This window comes from Klebsiella sp. 7-CIP_Kleb. (assembly GCF_050378655.1).
Classification (GTDB): Bacteria; Pseudomonadota; Gammaproteobacteria; order Enterobacterales; family Enterobacteriaceae; genus Klebsiella; species Klebsiella quasipneumoniae.
Map to the genome: position 1 here is coordinate 1 of NZ_JBNRLJ010000003.1, position 16,595 is coordinate 16,595.

Annotated in this window: 17 protein-coding genes and 1 other annotated feature; of the genes, 7 read left to right on the top strand and 10 right to left on the bottom strand. The window is 56.1% G+C overall.

Going from position 1 to position 16,595, the window contains the following annotated elements:
- Positions 1-426: 426 nt before the first annotated feature.
- The 3 genes from clpB to rluD all read right to left on the bottom strand — a co-directional run bounded on the left by clpB (position 427) and on the right by rluD (position 4,837).
- Positions 427-3,000 carry an ATP-dependent chaperone ClpB gene (gene clpB, locus ACQUTI_RS13425; protein ID WP_043521397.1) on the bottom strand — a complete coding sequence of 858 codons (2,574 nt, stop codon included), beginning with the start codon at positions 2,998-3,000 and terminating at the stop codon, positions 427-429.
- A 128-nt stretch (positions 3,001-3,128) separates the two neighbouring features.
- Positions 3,129-3,860 carry a purine nucleoside phosphorylase YfiH gene (gene yfiH, locus ACQUTI_RS13430; protein ID WP_023318894.1) on the bottom strand — a complete coding sequence of 244 codons (732 nt, stop codon included), beginning with the start codon at positions 3,858-3,860 and terminating at the stop codon, positions 3,129-3,131.
- Entirely contained in the window at positions 3,857-4,837 is a 981-nt protein-coding gene (gene rluD / locus ACQUTI_RS13435; protein ID WP_004206840.1) for a 23S rRNA pseudouridine(1911/1915/1917) synthase RluD, read from the bottom strand. Before rluD ends, yfiH begins: the two co-directional genes overlap by 4 nt.
- Positions 4,838-4,968: 131 nt before the next feature.
- Between rluD and bamD the strand changes: the two genes are divergently transcribed.
- The 4 genes from bamD (at position 4,969) to pheA (ending at position 7,728) form a co-directional block, all read left to right on the top strand.
- On the top strand, positions 4,969-5,706 hold the full coding sequence (gene bamD, locus ACQUTI_RS13440; RefSeq protein WP_004145664.1) for an outer membrane protein assembly factor BamD: 738 nt from the start codon (positions 4,969-4,971) through the stop codon (positions 5,704-5,706).
- 271 nt (positions 5,707-5,977) lie between these two features.
- Entirely contained in the window at positions 5,978-6,313 is a 336-nt protein-coding gene (raiA, locus tag ACQUTI_RS13445; protein WP_002914111.1) for a ribosome-associated translation inhibitor RaiA, read from the top strand.
- 105 nt (positions 6,314-6,418) lie between these two features.
- Positions 6,419-6,543: a sequence feature (Phe leader region), on the top strand.
- Positions 6,420-6,467 (top strand): pheA operon leader peptide PheL, encoded by a 48-nt coding sequence (gene pheL, locus ACQUTI_RS13450; RefSeq protein WP_100250063.1) that lies wholly within the window; start codon positions 6,420-6,422, stop codon positions 6,465-6,467. (Overlaps the previous feature by 48 nt.)
- 24 nt (positions 6,544-6,567) lie before the next feature.
- A complete protein-coding gene (pheA, locus tag ACQUTI_RS13455) occupies positions 6,568-7,728 on the top strand; it encodes a bifunctional chorismate mutase/prephenate dehydratase (protein WP_049092790.1) in 1,161 nt (386 codons plus the stop codon).
- Here pheA and ACQUTI_RS13460 read toward each other — a convergent pair.
- The 3 genes from ACQUTI_RS13460 to aroF all read right to left on the bottom strand — a co-directional run bounded on the left by ACQUTI_RS13460 (position 7,725) and on the right by aroF (position 10,861).
- Positions 7,725-8,597 carry an SMP-30/gluconolactonase/LRE family protein gene (locus tag ACQUTI_RS13460; protein WP_114505791.1) on the bottom strand — a complete coding sequence of 291 codons (873 nt, stop codon included), beginning with the start codon at positions 8,595-8,597 and terminating at the stop codon, positions 7,725-7,727. The genes pheA and ACQUTI_RS13460 overlap by 4 nt on opposite strands.
- Positions 8,598-8,659: 62 nt before the next feature.
- A complete protein-coding gene (tyrA, locus tag ACQUTI_RS13465; protein ID WP_049003974.1) occupies positions 8,660-9,781 on the bottom strand; it encodes a bifunctional chorismate mutase/prephenate dehydrogenase in 1,122 nt (373 codons plus the stop codon).
- 9 nt (positions 9,782-9,790) lie between these two features.
- The gene (aroF, locus tag ACQUTI_RS13470; RefSeq protein WP_060656637.1) at positions 9,791-10,861 is read right to left on the bottom strand and encodes a 3-deoxy-7-phosphoheptulonate synthase AroF; all 1,071 of its coding nucleotides are present in this window, start codon (positions 10,859-10,861) and stop codon (positions 9,791-9,793) included.
- 342 nt (positions 10,862-11,203) lie between these two features.
- On the opposite strand from aroF, the gene ACQUTI_RS13475 reads away from it, so the two are divergent.
- Genes ACQUTI_RS13475 through ACQUTI_RS13485 form a run of 3 tightly spaced genes read left to right on the top strand, consistent with a single transcriptional unit; the run spans position 11,204 to position 13,425 of the window.
- On the top strand, positions 11,204-11,713 hold the full coding sequence (locus ACQUTI_RS13475; RefSeq protein WP_017900644.1) for a YfiR family protein: 510 nt from the start codon (positions 11,204-11,206) through the stop codon (positions 11,711-11,713).
- The gene (gene dgcN / locus ACQUTI_RS13480) at positions 11,706-12,929 is read left to right on the top strand and encodes a diguanylate cyclase DgcN (RefSeq protein ID WP_004206845.1); all 1,224 of its coding nucleotides are present in this window, start codon (positions 11,706-11,708) and stop codon (positions 12,927-12,929) included. Before ACQUTI_RS13475 ends, dgcN begins: the two co-directional genes overlap by 8 nt.
- A gap of 13 nt (positions 12,930-12,942) precedes the next feature.
- On the top strand, positions 12,943-13,425 hold the full coding sequence (locus ACQUTI_RS13485) for an OmpA family protein (protein WP_017900643.1): 483 nt from the start codon (positions 12,943-12,945) through the stop codon (positions 13,423-13,425).
- Positions 13,426-13,433: 8 nt separating this feature from the next.
- Here the strand turns inward: ACQUTI_RS13485 and ACQUTI_RS13490 are convergent, their stop codons facing one another.
- The 4 genes from ACQUTI_RS13490 to trmD all read right to left on the bottom strand — a co-directional run bounded on the left by ACQUTI_RS13490 (position 13,434) and on the right by trmD (position 16,582).
- The gene (locus ACQUTI_RS13490) at positions 13,434-14,792 is read right to left on the bottom strand and encodes a PepSY-associated TM helix domain-containing protein (RefSeq protein WP_428923283.1); all 1,359 of its coding nucleotides are present in this window, start codon (positions 14,790-14,792) and stop codon (positions 13,434-13,436) included.
- A gap of 54 nt (positions 14,793-14,846) precedes the next feature.
- A complete protein-coding gene (locus tag ACQUTI_RS13495; protein WP_004206848.1) occupies positions 14,847-15,308 on the bottom strand; it encodes a DUF2946 domain-containing protein in 462 nt (153 codons plus the stop codon).
- Between the two features lie 119 nt (positions 15,309-15,427).
- Entirely contained in the window at positions 15,428-15,775 is a 348-nt protein-coding gene (gene rplS / locus ACQUTI_RS13500; RefSeq protein ID WP_002914145.1) for a 50S ribosomal protein L19, read from the bottom strand.
- A 39-nt stretch (positions 15,776-15,814) separates the two neighbouring features.
- Complete coding sequence (gene trmD / locus ACQUTI_RS13505) at positions 15,815-16,582, bottom strand: tRNA (guanosine(37)-N1)-methyltransferase TrmD (protein ID WP_002914147.1); 768 nt, start codon at positions 16,580-16,582, stop codon at positions 15,815-15,817.
- Between the last annotated feature and the right edge of the window lie 13 nt (positions 16,583-16,595).

Below are 16,595 nucleotides of genomic sequence, written 5' to 3' on the forward strand. Positions count from 1 at the left end.
ACGTGTTCACTCTTGAGACTTGGTATTCATTTATTGTCCGAAGACATTAAGAATCCATGTCACTTTGAGTGCCCACACAGATTGTCTGATAAATTGTTAAAGAGCAGTTGCGACGCGCTTTAGCGCTCTGTCGCGAGGTCCCGTATAATACGTTTTCCTCATTCAGAGTCAAGCGCTTATTTTGCTTTTCTCTGTCGGCTTCAACGTTATCTTTCGCCGTTGAATCCTGCTGCCCCGGCGGCTTGCTTGCCGTTGTTCCGTGTCAGTGGAGGCGCATTATAGGGGGTAATTCTGAAGTGACAAGGATAAATTCAAAAAAAGAATTCAATCGCTCACTTTTCAACCAAATCAGGTGTTGAGCTTTAATTCTTGCCTGGTTTTTAAACAAAAACGAGCCCGCTGGGCCCGTTTTTGTCGTTTTGTGACTTACTGCACTGCCACGATACGGTCGCCTTTCACTACCAGCTCGACGGTTTTACCCGGAATCAGCTCACCGGAAAGTATCTGCTGGGCCAACGGGTTCTCAATCTGCTGCTGAATAGCGCGTTTCAGTGGCCGCGCGCCGTATACCGGATCGTATCCGTTGGCGCTTAGTAACTTCAACGCCTCATCGGACATCCGCACTTCATATCCGCGCTCTTCCAGACGTTTATACAGACGCTGCAGCTGGATCTGGGCAATAGAAGCAATGTGTTTCTCACCCAGCGGATGGAAGACCACCACTTCATCGATACGGTTGATGAACTCCGGACGGAAGTTCTGGCTGACAACCCCCAGCACCAGGTCCTTCATATGTCCGTAATCCAGCTCGCCGAACCGTTCCTGAATCAAATCGGAACCGAGGTTCGAGGTCATGATGACCACCGTGTTACGGAAGTCGACCGTTCTCCCCTGGCCATCGGTGAGGCGCCCGTCGTCGAGTACCTGCAGCAGAATGTTGAACACATCCGGGTGCGCTTTTTCCACTTCATCCAGCAGGATGACGGAATAAGGACGACGGCGCACCGCCTCGGTCAGGTAACCGCCCTCTTCATAACCGACGTATCCCGGAGGCGCACCGACCAGACGCGAGACGGAGTGTTTCTCCATAAACTCGGACATATCGATACGCACCATTGCGTCGTCGCTGTCGAACATAAAGTTAGCCAGCGTTTTACACAGCTCGGTTTTACCGACCCCGGTCGGACCGAGGAACAGGAATGAACCAATCGGCCGGTTCGGATCGGACAGCCCGGCACGGCTACGGCGAATAGCGTTAGATACTGCTTCAACCGCCTCATCCTGACCAATCACCCGATGATGCAGTTCCTGCTCCATACGCAGCAGTTTGTCACGCTCGCTTTCCATCATGCGGGAGACCGGGATACCGGTCCAGCGGGCCAGCACTTCGGCGATTTCAGCATCCGTCACTTTATTACGCAGCAGACGCATGGTTTTTCCTTCGGACTGAGTGGCTGCCGCCAGCTGTTTCTCCAGTTCCGGAATTTTGCCGTACTGCAGCTCGGACATCCGCGCCAGGTCACCGACGCGACGCGCCTGTTCGATGGCGATTTTCGCCTGCTCCAGCTCGGCTTTGATGGTCTGGGTGCCGGAGAGGGACGCTTTTTCCGCTTTCCACTCTTCTTCCAGCACCGAGTACTGCCGTTCTTTATCCGCCAGCTCCTCGTTGAGCATATCAAGACGCTTCAGACTCGCCTCATCAGACTCTTTCTTCAGCGCCTGCTGCTCCAGTTTCAACTGGATGATGCGGCGATCGAGACGGTCCAGCTCTTCCGGCTTCGAGTCGATCTGCATACGGATGCTGGACGCCGCCTCATCGATAAGGTCGATGGCTTTATCCGGCAACTGACGGTCGGCAATGTAGCGATGCGACAAGGTCGCCGCCGCCACGATAGCCGGGTCGGTGATCTGCACATGGTGGTGCAGTTCATAACGTTCTTTCAGACCGCGCAGAATAGCGATGGTATCTTCTACCGACGGCTCGGCGACGAACACCTTCTGGAAGCGGCGCTCCAGCGCAGCGTCTTTTTCAATGTACTGACGGTATTCGTCGAGCGTCGTCGCCCCGACGCAGTGCAGTTCACCACGCGCCAGCGCCGGCTTCAGCATGTTGCCCGCGTCCATCGCGCCGTCGGCTTTACCAGCGCCAACCATGGTATGCAGTTCGTCGATAAACAGAATGACGTTGCCTTCCTGTTTCGACAGGTCGGTCAGCACGCCTTTCAGACGCTCTTCAAACTCACCGCGGTATTTCGCCCCGGCCACCAGCGCGCCCATATCCAGCGCCAGCACCCGGCGGCCTTTCAGCCCTTCCGGCACTTCGCCGTTGACGATACGCTGCGCCAGGCCTTCGACGATAGCGGTTTTACCCACCCCGGGTTCACCAATCAGCACCGGATTGTTTTTGGTACGGCGCTGCAGTACCTGAATGGTACGGCGGATCTCTTCATCACGGCCGATAACCGGGTCCAGCTTGCCCTGTTCGGCACGCTCGGTGAGATCGACGGTAAATTTCTTCAATGCCTGACGTTGGTCTTCGGCACCCTGATCGTTCACGCTTTCACCTCCTCGCATTTGTTCAATCGCCTGAGTCACGTTGGCGGTTGTTGCTCCGGCGGATTTTAAAAGGTCGGTCAGCGTACCGCGTGATTCAAGCGCCGCCAGAACAAACAGTTCTGACGATATAAAGTTGTCCTTTTTCTTTTGCGCCAGCTTGTCGCAAAGGTTCAGGATCCGCACTAAATCCTGAGAAGGTTGCACATCGCCGCCGGTGCCTTCCACCTGCGGTAAACGGCTCAGAGCCTGTTCGATGTCAGTGCGCAGTTTCCCGGCATTCACGCCCGCCGAGGTTAATAAAGGACGTACCGATCCCCCTTCCTGATTCAGCAAGGCGCTCATTAAATGAAGAGGTTCGATGAATTGGTTGTCGTGCCCGAGTGCAAGCGACTGGGCATCGGCAAGAGCAAGCTGGAATTTATTGGTAAGACGATCCAGACGCATAACTCCTCCCATAACAGGTCAAATTTGCTACTGGAGATTAAATGAGGTCATCCCTCAATTATTCAAGGTTAAAGACCTGAACTATGCGAAAAATAAGTTTGCCTTCTGGATCGTCTTGATTCTCTAGGTTATATCAGCCAAATGAAACTTGCCATACGACCGGTGGTCTTGTCGCGCCGGTAAGAGAAAAAATCATCCTTTTCGCTTAGCGTGCAGCGATCGCCGCCGAAAATCTGCTCAACGCCGACGTTTGCCAGGCGCTGCCGAGCCAGCTGATAGATATCAGCAAAATATTTTTCGCCTGCCGGACGAAAAGCCTGATGCGCATTCTCATCCTTAGCCATAAAAGCGTCGCGAACTTCTGGGCCCACCTCAAACGCCTGCGGACCGATGGCGGGTCCCAGCCACGCCATAATGTTTTCGGCTTTATCGGCGAAACGGGCGACCGTCTCTTCCAGAACCCCTTCGCATAAGCCGCGCCATCCCGCATGCGCCGCGGCGACTTCGGTACCGGCGCGGTTACAGAACAGGACCGGCAGGCAGTCAGCGGTCATCACCGCGCAGACAGTCCCTGGCGTACGGCTATAAGAGGCATCCGCGCGTTTCGACGGATAGGGTCCGCCGTCCAGCGTGAGCACATCGGTACCATGAACCTGCTCCAGCCAAACCGGGTAAGACGGTAAGCCGCCGGCGGCAAACATCCTCCGCCGGTTTTCTTCGACATGCTGCAGATTGTCGCCGCAATGGGCGCCCAGGTTGAGCGAGTCATAGGGCGGCAGACTCACGCCGCCGATGCGGGTAGAACTACAGGCCGCCACGCTGCCGGGCATTGGCCACTGCGGTACAATCAGTTTAGTCATAACCAGTCAATATCGTCCTTATGGGCTTCAAAATCGGCGCGCATCGCCTCGATGAGCTCGACCATATCTTGTGGGATGGGCGCGTGCCACTCCATTTCAATGCCGGTAATCGGGTGGTACAGACGTAGCATGGTGGCGTGCAGCGCCTGGCGGTCGAATTTACGCAGCGCGGTGATGAACTCCTCCGACGCGCCCTTCGGCGGACGCGGGCGGCCGCCATACACCTGGTCGCCTACCAGCGGATGGGTGATATGCGACATATGCACGCGGATCTGATGCGTACGACCGGTTTCCAGACGCAGGCGCAGGCGGGTATGGATGCGGAAATGTTCCATAATGCGGTAGTGGGTCACCGCCGGTTTGCCCATCGGGTGCACCGCCATATGGGTACGCTTGGTCGGATGACGGCTGATCGGTTCTTCAACCGTACCGCCAGCGGTCATATGACCGATCGCCACCGCTTCGTATTCACGGGTGATCTCGCGCAGCTGCAGCGACTCCACCAGCCGGGTTTGCGCTGGAATGGTTTTCGCCACCACCATCAGACCGGTGGTGTCTTTATCCAGACGGTGGACGATCCCCGCACGCGGCACATCGGCAATAGGCGGATAGTAGTGCAGCAGCGCATTCAGCACAGTACCGTCAGGGTTGCCCGCGCCAGGATGTACAACCAGATCGCGCGGTTTGTTGATCACGATGATGTCATCATCTTCGTAAACGATATTGAGCGGAATATCCTGCGGCTGGAAGCGCGCCTCTTCTTCGATTTCCACATCGATAGCGATGCGTTCTCCCCCCAGCACTTTTTCTTTCGGTTTATCGCCAATGGTGCCATTGACTAATACGCGTTGGTCGAGGATCCATTCTTTTATCCGCGATCGCGAATAATCAGGGAACAATTCGGCCAAAGCCTGATCTAAGCGTTGACCGAGTTGATTTTCGGTCACCGTTGCGGTGAGTTGTACTCGTTGTGCCATATACAGCTTCTTCGTTTAACGTTGGGTTTTACGGCTTTGCCGTTTAATATAGTGTGCTATTGTAGCTGGTCTTAATCGGGAGCAGGAACAGAGATTCTCCCGCATAAACATTTTGAGGAAGTCAAAACGTCATGACGCGCATGAAATACCTGGTGGCAGCCGCCACACTGAGCCTGGCTTTGGTGGGTTGCTCCGGCTCTAAGGAAGAGGTGCCTGATAATCCGCCGAATGAAATCTACGCGACCGCCCAGCAAAAACTGCAGGACGGTAACTGGAAACAGGCGATAACGCAACTGGAAGCGTTGGATAACCGTTATCCATTCGGCCCTTATTCCCAACAGGTACAGCTGGATCTGATTTATGCGTATTACAAAAACGCCGATCTGCCGCTGGCTCAAGCGGCCATCGATCGCTTCATGCGCTTGAATCCCACCCATCCGAACATCGACTACGTCATCTATATGCGCGGCCTGACCAACATGGCTCTGGATGACAGCGCCCTGCAGGGCTTCTTCGGCGTCGATCGTTCCGACCGCGATCCGCAGCACGCGCGCGATGCCTTCAATGACTTCTCCAAACTGGTACGTGGCTACCCGAACAGCCAGTATGCCACGGACGCCTATAAGCGCATGGTATTCCTGAAAGATCGCCTGGCGAAGTATGAGCTGTCGGTGGTGGATTACTACACCGACCGCGGCGCATGGGTTGCCGTCGTTAACCGCGTGGAAGGTATGATGCGTAACTATCCGGATACCCAGGCCACCCGCGATGCCCTGCCGAAGATGGAAAATGCCTATCGTCAAATGCAGATGAATGCTCAGGCGGACAAAGTCGCGAAGATTATCGCCGCGAACAGTAAGAACACCTGAGCCTGACTCATGGATCGCAAACGGCAGCCACTGGCTGCCGTTTTTTTATTCGTTATCCTGGTTAGCTGAAGCGGTTTAGCGTCGAGTTAACTCATCAAATATGGCCTGCTTTGGCAGGTTCTACAAGTAAAATCTCACTTCTTCCTGCCCTGTCTCACAAAATGAATTCGTTGACAAAAAGTGACAATAAAACGTGATTTAGATCACACATTTTGACATTAGGAAAGGTATGCTGGATTCACCAAGACGGGAAAGACAAGAGGTAAAATTTATGACAATGAACATTACCAGTAAACAAATGGAAATTACTCCGGCAATCCGCCAGCATGTCGCAGACCGTCTCGCCAAACTGGATAAGTGGCAAACTCATTTAATTAACCCGCACATCATTCTGTCTAAGGAGCCGCAGGGTTTTATCGCTGATGCAACCATCAACACGCCAAACGGCCATCTGGTTGCCAGTGCGCGTCATGAAGATATGTACGCCGCCATTAACGAATTGATCAACAAGCTGGAACGGCAGCTCAATAAAGTGCAACACAAAGGGGAAGCCCGCCGCGCCGCGACGTCGGTGAAAGAGGCAGGCTTTGTGGAAGAAGAAGAGTAATCCTTAACTTAAGTTGTGTCATGCCACGCGCCTTCGGGCGCGTTTTTTATTGACAGAGTGAAAACAGTACAGGTACTGTAATCCCCACTACTTAAAGGAATTCATCATGAAACTCGTCCCGTTCTTCTTCGCATTCTTTTTTACCTTCCCCTGACCGGGAGGCAATTCGTCGTATAAGAAAGAATGCGAAGACGAACAATAAGGCCTCCCACCCGGGAGGCCTTTTTTATTGGATAACAACAAAGGCAACATCTATGACCGAGGAAAACCCATTACTGGCGCTGCGCGACAAGATAAGCGCGCTGGATGAGAAACTGCTTGCTCTGCTGGCGGAGCGTCGCGGGCTGGCTGTTGAGGTTGGTAAAGCCAAACTGGCCTCCCATCGCCCGGTGCGTGATATTGACCGCGAACGCGATCTGCTGGAGCGTCTGATGACCCTCGGCAAGCGCCATAATCTGGACGCTCATTACATCACCCGCCTGTTCCAGCTGATTATCGAAGACTCTGTACTGACCCAGCAAACCCTGCTGCAGCAGCATTTGAATAAAATTAACCCGCATTCGGCTCGCGTGGCGTTCCTCGGTCCCAAAGGCTCTTATTCGCATCTGGCGGCGCGTCAGTACGCCGCTCGCCACTTTGAGCAGTTTATTGAAAGCGGCTGCGCGAAGTTCGCCGATATTTTTAATCAGGTGGAAACCGGCCAGGCCGATTACGCCGTAGTGCCGATTGAAAACACCAGCTCCGGCGGGATCAACGATGTCTACGATCTGCTGCAGCACACCAGCCTGTCGATCGTAGGCGAGCTGACGATCCCTATCGATCATTGCGTACTGGTCAGCACCTCGACGGATGCCGATAAAATTCAGACCGTCTACAGCCATCCGCAACCGTTCCAGCAGTGTAGCCAGTATCTGAGTCGCTACCCGCACTGGAAGATTGAATATACCGAGAGCACCTCAGCGGCGATGGAAAAAGTCGCGCAGGCGAACGCCCCGACCGTCGCGGCGCTGGGCAGCGAAGCGGGCGGCGCTCTGTACGGCCTGCAGGTGCTGGAGCACTGCCAGGCCAACCAGACGCAGAATATTACGCGCTTCCTCGTTCTGGCGCGCAAATCGGTAAACGTCTCCGATCAGGTTCCGGCGAAGACCACGCTGTTAATGGCGACCGGTCAGCAGGCGGGTGCCCTGGTGGAAGCCTTACTGGTGCTGCGCAATCACAATCTGATCATGACCAAACTTGAATCTCGCCCCATCCATGGCAATCCGTGGGAAGAGATGTTTTATCTCGATATTCAGGCAAACCTGGACTCGCTGCCCATGCGCAAGGCGCTGAAGGAGCTGGCGGAGATCACCCGCTCCATGAAGGTTCTCGGTTGCTACCCCAGCGAAAACGTCGTGCCGGTGGATCCGGTTTAACGTTCGCGGAACGGTAATTTCTTCATCCCTGCCACCGCCACCGGCAGGGTGAAGATGGCGCCGGACAGCGGATACTGCGCCAGCTCATCGTCCTCCATGTTTTCCCGGGTGGTGGTGATATAGAGCGTTTGCATATCCGCCCCGCCAAAGCAGACCATCGTCGGGCAACGTACCGGCATCGGGTAGGACTCCAGCTCCTCACCCTGCGGAGAGAAACGGGCGATCCGCCAGCCGTCAAACATTGCGCTCCAGTAACACCCCTCCACGTCAATCGCCGCCCCGTCCGGTATCCCTTCGCCAGGCTGAAAACGGCGAAAGACTTCGCGCCGGCCAGGCTCACCCTGCTCATCCAGCGGCGTACGGTAGATCACGGCGTTCGGCGTATCGGAGGTATACATCCAGCGCCGGTCGGCGCTAAACGCCAGACCGTTGGCGCCATGGATGTTACACTGGATCACCGTCGGCTTCAGGTCGTTATCGACCCGCATCAGCAGCGCGCCGTTATAATCCCCCGGGCCCCAGAAGGTGCCGGCATAAAAGCGCCCATCGCGATCGGTCCCACCATCGTTAAACCGCGCCAGTTCCGGATTGCTCGGGTTATCGCAGACTTTACGCCGTAGCAGACCGTGGGCGTCGGTCAGCCAGATACCGCTGCGCAATGCAACGATAAACCCACCCTTCTCGCGCAAGGAAAAACAGCCGACCTCCTCCGGAAATTGCAGCACCTGGTGTTCGCCGCTGCGGGTATCGTAGCGGTGAATTTCACATTCCATAATATCAGCCCAGTAGAGGGCCTGCTCTGCCTCGCTCCAGGTCGGGCATTCCGGCAGGTATCCGGTGTAGTCAAACAGCGGTTGTGGTTCAGCCATCGTTGTCATCCCTATAAAAAAAGCCAGCGGTCGCTGGCTTTATTGTATACACCTTTTTCGCTTTACTGCCGATTATCGTTCGCCTGACGCAGCAGCGTGCGGCTCTCGCTCTGGAAACGCTGCGCGTAATCGCCAAACCAGTGTTCGACTTTACGGAAGCTATCGATAAACGCCTGCTTATCGCCCTGCTCCAGCAGACCGATCGCCTCGCCAAACCGCTGGTAGTAGCGCTTAATCAGCGCCAGGTTGTTTTCCGAAGACATAATAATGTCGGCGTAGAGCTGCGGATCCTGGGCAAACAGACGGCCCACCATCGCCAGCTCCAGCCGGTAAATGGGTGACGAGAGCGCCAGCAACTGCTCAAGGCGCACATTCTCTTCCGCCAGATGCAGCCCATAGGCGAAGGTGGCAAAGTGGCGCAACGCCTGAATAAAGGCCATGTTCTGATCGTGCTCCACCGCGCTGATGCGATGCAGGCGCGCGCCCCAGACCTGAATTTGCTCGAGGAACCACTGATAGGCCTCTGGCTGGCGGCCATCGCAGTAGACCACCACCTGCTTGGCAAGGCTGCCGCTGTCCGGACCAAACATCGGGTGCAGGCCGAGTACCGGGCCCTGATGCGCCGCCAGCATCGCCTGCAGCGGCTCTGCTTTAACCGAGGCAAGGTCGACCAGAATGCAATCCGCCGGCAGCGGCGGCAGCCTGGCGATCGTCTCCACGGTGGTGTGAATCGGCACGCTGACAATGACCATGCCGGCATCGGCGACGATATCCGTCGCCCGCGCCCAGTCCTCTTTTTCCAGAATGCGCACCTGGTAGCCGGACAGCGTTAACATCTTCTCAAACAGACGCCCCATCTGCCCGCCGCCGCCGACGATCACTACCGGCCGCAGATTCGGGTAAAGGGTTTTGAAGCCTTTGTCGTTTTCGCTGGAATAGGATTCGCGCATCACGCGACGCAGAATGTCCTCGATCAGATCCGGTGGAACGCCGAGCGCAGCCGCCTCTTCACGCCGGGAGGCGAGCATCGCCGCCTCGCGTTCCGGGACGTAAATCGGCAGGCCATACTGGCTCTTCACCTCGCCGACTTCGGCCACCAGTTCCAGGCGCTTAGCCAGCAGGCTAAGCAACGCTTTATCTACTTCATCAATTTGATCGCGTAACGCGGTCAGTTCAGCAACCATACTTTCCTCTTACACCAAACGGGCCGCCAGGTGGCCGCGGAGATCCTTATCCAGTTCACGCAGTAGCGCATCGGTGGTTTCCCAGCTGATGCAGGCATCCGTTACCGAAACGCCGTATTTCATCGCCTCACGCGGCTGTTCAGAGGACTGATTGCCCTCGTGGATATTACTCTCGATCATCAGGCCGATAATGGAGCGATTGCCATCTTTAATCTGCGCGACAACGGATTCAGCCACGGCCGGCTGGCGGCGGAAATCTTTATTGGAGTTCCCATGACTGCAATCTACCATCAGCGACGGCTTCAGTCCCGCCTGCGCCATCTCTTTTTCGCATTTCGCCACATCGTCCGGACCGTAGTTTGGCGCCTTACCGCCGCGGAGGATCACATGGCCGTTCGGGTTACCCTGCGTTTGCAGCAGGCAGACCTGCCCGGCCTGGTTGATACCGACGAAACGGTGCGGCATCGCCGCGGCGCGCATGGCGTTGATGGCCGTGGCCAGGCTGCCGTCGGTGCCATTTTTAAAGCCTACCGGCATGGAAAGACCAGAGGCCATTTCGCGGTGCGTCTGAGATTCCGTGGTTCGCGCGCCGATGGCGGACCAGCTGAACAGATCCCCAAGGTACTGCGGGCTGTTGGGATCCAGCGCTTCCGTCGCCAGCGGCAGTCCCATATTCACGAGCTCGACCAGCAGACGACGCGCAATCTTCAGGCCGCCTTCAACATCAAACGAACCATCCATATGCGGATCGTTAATCAGCCCCTTCCAGCCGACGGTAGTACGGGGTTTTTCAAAATAGACGCGCATCACCAGGTAGAGGCTATCGCTGACCTCTTCGGCAAGGGCTTTAAACCGACGAGCATATTCGATCGCAGCTTCCGGATCGTGAATGGAGCAAGGACCGCAGACCACCAGCAGGCGCGGATCGCGGCCGGCGATGATATCGGAGATGGTTTCACGGGCGTGCGCGATCTGCGCTTCCTGTTCAACGCTCAGGGGGAATTCCGCCTTCAGTTGCTCCGGGGTCATTAACACATGTTCGTCGGTAATATGTACGTTATTCAGCGCGTCTTTTTGCATGATTGCGATCCTGTGTAGCTCGTTTGCGATAGGGGTTGCCTCAGCGGGCATGACGTAACGATACCATACAAAGTAAAGAATTCAATCCATATTCCGTAAATTTTACTTTACACCAATAAATTAATTGGCACTTACCACGGCATTAAACGTACAAAAATATTTACACATAGCGAAATCGCGCCAAAATGGCTCATCAGAGCCATCGGCATTACGAAAAATCCTGGTGAGATTTGTCCCAAAGCAAAGGGCGCATCTAATGACGGGTTTTGCTATCAGTGATATTCTTCGCCGGGCATCGGCAGCGGCTTTTCCCGCGCCAGGGCGAATTTGACGGAAGCGTTAATGACAGTATTACACCGTCTTTTATTGACTGTATTTTTTCTCATCGCGGTATCTCCTGTTTTTGCTGCCGGACCTTCAGAACATGTTCGCGCGATTGTTTCCGGGATCGTGACCTATACCCGTTGGCCGTCATTAACAGGGGCGCCGAAGCTGTGCATTTTTGCCTCATCACGCTTCACCCATAGCCTGGCTCATGAAGATCCGGATGCATTGCCCTATCAACCGGTGATAGTACGTAATAGTGAAGAAGCGTTAAAAACAACCTGCGATGGTTTTTATTTTGGCAGCGAATCGCCGACCCAACAGTCGGAATTAACTCGCCGCTATGGCTCGAGGCCGCTGTTACTCATCGCAGAACAAAATACGGATTGCTCAATTGGTAGCGCGTTTTGCCTGATCATCAACGACGACAGGGTCCGCTTCTCCGTTAATCTGGACGTTCTGACGCACAGCGGGGTTCGGGTTAACCCGGACGTCCTGATGCTTGCCCGGAAGAAACCACATGAATAAGGACTTTTCACAGACATCGCGCCCGACGTTCAAACGCGCGTTGCGTCGCATTAGCGTGATAAGCGTGGTGATTTCCATGACGCTGGTCTGGCTGCTGCTGAGCACGGCCTCTATTTTCACGCTCAAGCAGTACGCGCAGAAAAACCTTGAGCTCACTGCCGCGACCATGGGCCGCAGTCTCGAAGCCGCCCTGGTGTTTGGCGACAGCGCGGCAGCAGAGGAGACCCTCGCTTCGCTGGGGAAGCAAGGGCAGATTTCCCAGGCAATCGTGCTCAACGGCCAGAAGCAGCCCTTCGCCGCATGGCGCCACGAACCGCTGGCCAACAAAGAACAAGTGAGCGGCCTTATCAGTAAATGGCTGTTTCCGGAGCCCACGGTGCAGCCCATCTGGCACCAGGGTAAACAAATCGGCGAGCTGCGACTAACCGCGCTTGATGAACTGATTAGCCACTTTCTCGGCATCTCGATTCTGGTACTGACAGGCAGCATTCTGCTCGCCTCGTTTATCGGCCTGCTGCTGACCCACTCCCTGCACCGGGGGATCGTCGCCGCCCTGCAGAGCATCACCGAGGTCGTGCATGATATTCGCGAAAACCGCCACTTCTCCCGGCGGGTGCCGGAGGAGCGTATCGAGGAGTTCCATCTGTTTGCCCAGGACTTTAACAGTCTGCTGGGGGAGATGGAGGACTGGCAGCGCCAGCTGCAGGCCAAAAATGCTCAGCTGTTGCGCAGCTCGTTACACGATCCGTTGACCGGCCTGGCTAACCGCGCCGCCTTTCGCAACGCGCTTGCCGAGCTGATGAAAAATGAAGTGGATCACCAGACCTCAGCGTTACTGTTTCTCGATGGCGATAACTTCAAATTGATCAATGACAACTGGGGACATGCGGCGGGCGATAAAGTGCTGATGGAAGTCGCCAGCCGCCTGATGACTTTCGCCGGTAAACGCCATCTGGCGTGGCGTCTCGGCGGCGATGAGTTTGCCGTTCTGCTGCGCGAGGTGCGCTCGGAAGCAGAAGTCCAGGCCCTGTGCCAGGCGCTGTCGGAACAATTTCTTCCGCCATTCAATCTGCACAATGGCCATAGCGCCACGCTCTCGCTGAGCGTCGGTTATGCCCTGGCGTGGGAGCACGCCACTGCGGAATCACTGCAAGAACTTGCCGATCAGAATATGTATCGGATGAAAAACCAACGTATCCAGCAGACGCTGAAATAATAAAGGACGCATTATGATCACGAAATATTTCGCCCCCGCCCTGATGGCGGCGGCGCTTTTGACAGGTTGCCAGGCTCCTCAGGGAAAATTTACCCCCGAGCAGGTGGCGGCGATGAAATCTTACGGCTTCACTGAAAGCAACGGCGATTGGTCCCTGGGCTTATCCGATAGCATCCTGTTTGACAAGAATGACTACCGACTACGTCCCGACAGCCGCCAGCAGATCACCCAAATGGCCTCGCGGCTGGCGACAACCGGGATAACGCATAGCCGCCTTGAAGGCCACACCGATAATTATGGTGAGGATAGCTATAACGAAGCCCTGTCGCTTAAGCGGGCCAACAGCGTAGCCGATGCCTGGGCGGAAGGCGCCCATATCCCGCGCAGTAATTTAGTCACCCGCGGCCTTGGCAAAAAATACCCGATCGCCAGCAACGACACCGCGGCCGGGCGCGCTGAAAACCGCCGGGTTACGGTGGTCATCAGCACGCCGTAAACGTCCGCTTAATCGCTGGACTTCGCCATCCTCATTGCCGTTGCCGCGCGCCAGCGCAGGTAGTCAACGGCAATGAACAACACCAGGCTGATGCCCATCAACGGCATGGCCAGACCCAGGGCTAACGCTATCCCCAGCACCAGCCCACGGGCAGGCCAGGCGAGCGACAGCCACGCCCGCAGCAGCGAATGCGCCGGATCCCAGACGGCCTGAGGCGGACGGCGCATCCACCACAGCCGGTACCCCACGGCGATGGTTACGCACAGCGCACAGCCAAACCCCACCAGCAGCAGTTGATTCGCCAGACCGAAGAGGATCCCCATATGGAAATCGACGCCCCAGCGGGTAAGTTTCGCCATCAGAGGAAAGTCGGCAAAATGGGTGCGATCCACCACCTCCATCGTGGCGCCATCGATCGCTACCGCATCCACCTGCGTCGGCCAGCGGCGGTCGATCTCATTCACCGTCCAGGCGCGTCCGTCTGATACCGGGGGACGGATCTCCAGCCGGCTGGCGTTCAGCCCCGCCTGACGGGCCACCGCCAGTGCCCGGTCAAACTGCGCGGGCTGATGCTGGGTCATGGCCATCGCCTCCCTGTGATGCCCGGCATGGGGATCGTGTGCCATCGGTGCCTCACCGTGCAGCAGGGTATTGACCTGCGGCGTCCACCAGCCGAAAGCCGCCCGCATTTTATCCACATTGCCGCCGGCCCATTGCGACCAGGTCAGGCCGGTGGCGGAGAAGAGCAGCATGCCCAGCAGTAAACTCCAGCCCAGCGTCACGTGCAGCCGACGATGATTCTGCAGGGCGTTATTGATCCGCCGTTTTGGACGCGTCATCGCCCACAGGGCAATGCCCCCCAGCGCGGCCACCCACATCCATGAGGCAGCCAGTTCGCTGTAGAGCCGCCCGCTGTCGCCCAACAGCAGCGAACGATGCGCATAGTCAATCCACTGACGCAGCGGCAGGATGCCGCTGGTGCCGTAGACCGTCATATCGCCCTTCACCCGCAGCGCGATCGGATCGACAAAAATGGCCCGGGATTCCGACTCCCCGAGACGCGGATCGGCAAACATAATGCGGGTGGTCTCGCTCACCGCGGGGGCCGGACGCACCGCCAGCAGCCGCAGATTACCCTGGGTCGCTTCCTCGGCCAGCGCAATCTGGGCGCTGAGCGGTTGCGGGGTGCCTTCGGGAAGGCCATACAGCGCATCGTGATAGAGCCAGTTTTCCAGTTGCGGCGTCGCCACATAAAGCGTACCGGTCAGGGCTGCGACAAAGATAAACGGTCCGATAAATAGCCCGATATAGAAATGGAGGCGACGCAGCAGGTTCAGCCATGCCGCGCGCGAGGTGCAGGTTGTCATACTTTTCCTTTTTTTAAAGCAAAAGAGGTCGTTGCGCGGTGCGCAGATTGATTTTTATGAAAGGGAAAAAGCAGACAGCCGCGGCGGGGCGCGGGTTTCGGGGTAGAGCCAGGGAAAGTAGCGCCAGTGTTTTAATACCGGGCGAGAAGCCGGCAGGCGAATGCGCCGCAGGAGCATGGCGACGAACAGCGCCAGCGCGAAAATCAGCCCTGGGACATGGGCTAACAGCACGCAATAGCCACAGGCTTCGGCATGGTCCAGCGGCAGTTCGTGTCCGGTAGGCGTAGCGCCGTCTGTGCTGTGCATCATCGCCATATCGTGGCCGGGCATCTGCGCCATACTCGCTGGCGAGCTGTCCATCATCATGGCGTGGTGCATGCCGGGCATGGCGCTCATAGGGTCTTTTTGCAGGGAGACGGAGATCAGGGGGGCCACCACGATCAGCAGGATCGCCAACAGCGCCAGCCAGGCGGCTCGCCGTTTAGGTGTCGTTTGCTGAAAACTGTTACTGACCACCGCCCCTCCGAATAGAGGGCGTATTGTAAATGATTTAAATCACGATGGTTACAACAAAGATAAAAAAAGGGCCGGCCCTGAGGCCAGCCCTTTTTGTCAGGATGTCGCGAAAGCGAATCTTAGTTAAGACGCTCTTTGATACGAGCAGACTTACCAGTGCGCTCACGCAGGTAGTACAGTTTAGCTTTACGTACAGCACCACGACGTTTAACAGCAATGCTGTCAACTACCGGAGAGTGAGTCTGGAAGACACGCTCAACGCCTTCGCCGTTGGAAATTTTGCGAACAGTGAATGCAGAGTGCAGACCGCGGTTACGAATAGCGATAACCACGCCCTCGAATGCCTGCAGACGTTTTTTGGAACCTTCAACAACCCATACTTTCACTTCCACGGTATCACCCGGACGGAAGGAAGGTACGTCCTGCTTCATCTGTTCTTGTTCAAGTTGCTTAATAATGTTGCTCATAATTTAATCTCTTATCCTGGGTAAACTGATATTGGGGGCTCACGCCTGCCCATCATGTTTATGCTGCTGTTGCGCGTGTTCAGTTTTGAACTCCGCCAGCAGCTTTGCTTGCTCTTCAGTCAGAGCCAGGTTTTCCAGAAGTTCAGGTCTTCTAAGCCAGGTGCGGCCCAGCGACTGCTTCAGACGCCAGCGACGTATCTCAGCATGGTTTCCCGACAGCAATACTGGCGGTACTTCCATCTCTTCTAACACTTCAGGACGGGTATAGTGGGGGCAATCCAGCAACCCATCAGCAAAGGAATCTTCCGTTGCCGATGCTTCATGGCCCAGTACTCCCGGAATGAACCGGGAAACGGAGTCAATCAGCGTCATTGCCGGTAACTCACCACCGCTGAGAACGTAATCGCCGATTGACCATTCTTCGTCAATTTCGGTTTGGATTACGCGCTCGTCTATCCCTTCGTAACGACCGCACACCAGAATCAGTTTCTGATTCGTTGCCAGTTCGCTGACGCCCGCTTGATCAAGCTTGCGTCCCTGAGGTGACAGATAAATCACCTTCGCGCCTTCACCTGCCGCGGCTTTTGCTGCATGAATGGCATCCCGTAAGGGTTGCACCATCATTAGCATCCCCGGTCCGCCGCCGTAAGGACGATCGTCCACGGTACGGTGCCGGTCATGCGTGAAGTCGCGAGGACTCCAGCTTTCGATGCTCAGCAGGCCATTTTTTACTGCCCGGCCAGTTACCCCGTAATCGGTAATTGCGCGGAACATTTCAGGAAACAGGCTAATTATGCCAATCCACATAGCGCCGTCTTTT

Bases quoted from the DNA above. Each gene is read 5' to 3' on its own strand.
- ACQUTI_RS13460 (WP_114505791.1), bottom strand. From the start codon at position 8,597: ATGGCTGAACCACAACCGCTGTTTGACTACACCGGATACCTGCCGGAA.
- tyrA (WP_049003974.1), bottom strand. From the start codon at position 9,781: ATGGTTGCTGAACTGACCGCGTTACGCGATCAAATTGATGAAGTAGAT.
- pheA (WP_049092790.1), top strand. From the start codon at position 6,568: ATGACCGAGGAAAACCCATTACTGGCGCTGCGCGACAAGATAAGCGCG.
- aroF (WP_060656637.1), bottom strand. From the start codon at position 10,861: ATGCAAAAAGACGCGCTGAATAACGTACATATTACCGACGAACATGTG.
- rplS (WP_002914145.1), bottom strand. From the start codon at position 15,775: ATGAGCAACATTATTAAGCAACTTGAACAAGAACAGATGAAGCAGGAC.
- yfiH (WP_023318894.1), bottom strand. From the start codon at position 3,860: ATGACTAAACTGATTGTACCGCAGTGGCCAATGCCCGGCAGCGTGGCG.
- clpB (WP_043521397.1), bottom strand. From the start codon at position 3,000: ATGCGTCTGGATCGTCTTACCAATAAATTCCAGCTTGCTCTTGCCGAT.
- ACQUTI_RS13485 (WP_017900643.1), top strand. From the start codon at position 12,943: ATGATCACGAAATATTTCGCCCCCGCCCTGATGGCGGCGGCGCTTTTG.
- dgcN (WP_004206845.1), top strand. From the start codon at position 11,706: ATGAATAAGGACTTTTCACAGACATCGCGCCCGACGTTCAAACGCGCG.
- bamD (WP_004145664.1), top strand. From the start codon at position 4,969: ATGACGCGCATGAAATACCTGGTGGCAGCCGCCACACTGAGCCTGGCT.
- rluD (WP_004206840.1), bottom strand. From the start codon at position 4,837: ATGGCACAACGAGTACAACTCACCGCAACGGTGACCGAAAATCAACTC.
- ACQUTI_RS13490 (WP_428923283.1), bottom strand. From the start codon at position 14,792: ATGACAACCTGCACCTCGCGCGCGGCATGGCTGAACCTGCTGCGTCGC.
- raiA (WP_002914111.1), top strand. From the start codon at position 5,978: ATGACAATGAACATTACCAGTAAACAAATGGAAATTACTCCGGCAATC.
- ACQUTI_RS13475 (WP_017900644.1), top strand. From the start codon at position 11,204: ATGACAGTATTACACCGTCTTTTATTGACTGTATTTTTTCTCATCGCG.
- trmD (WP_002914147.1), bottom strand. From the start codon at position 16,582: ATGTGGATTGGCATAATTAGCCTGTTTCCTGAAATGTTCCGCGCAATT.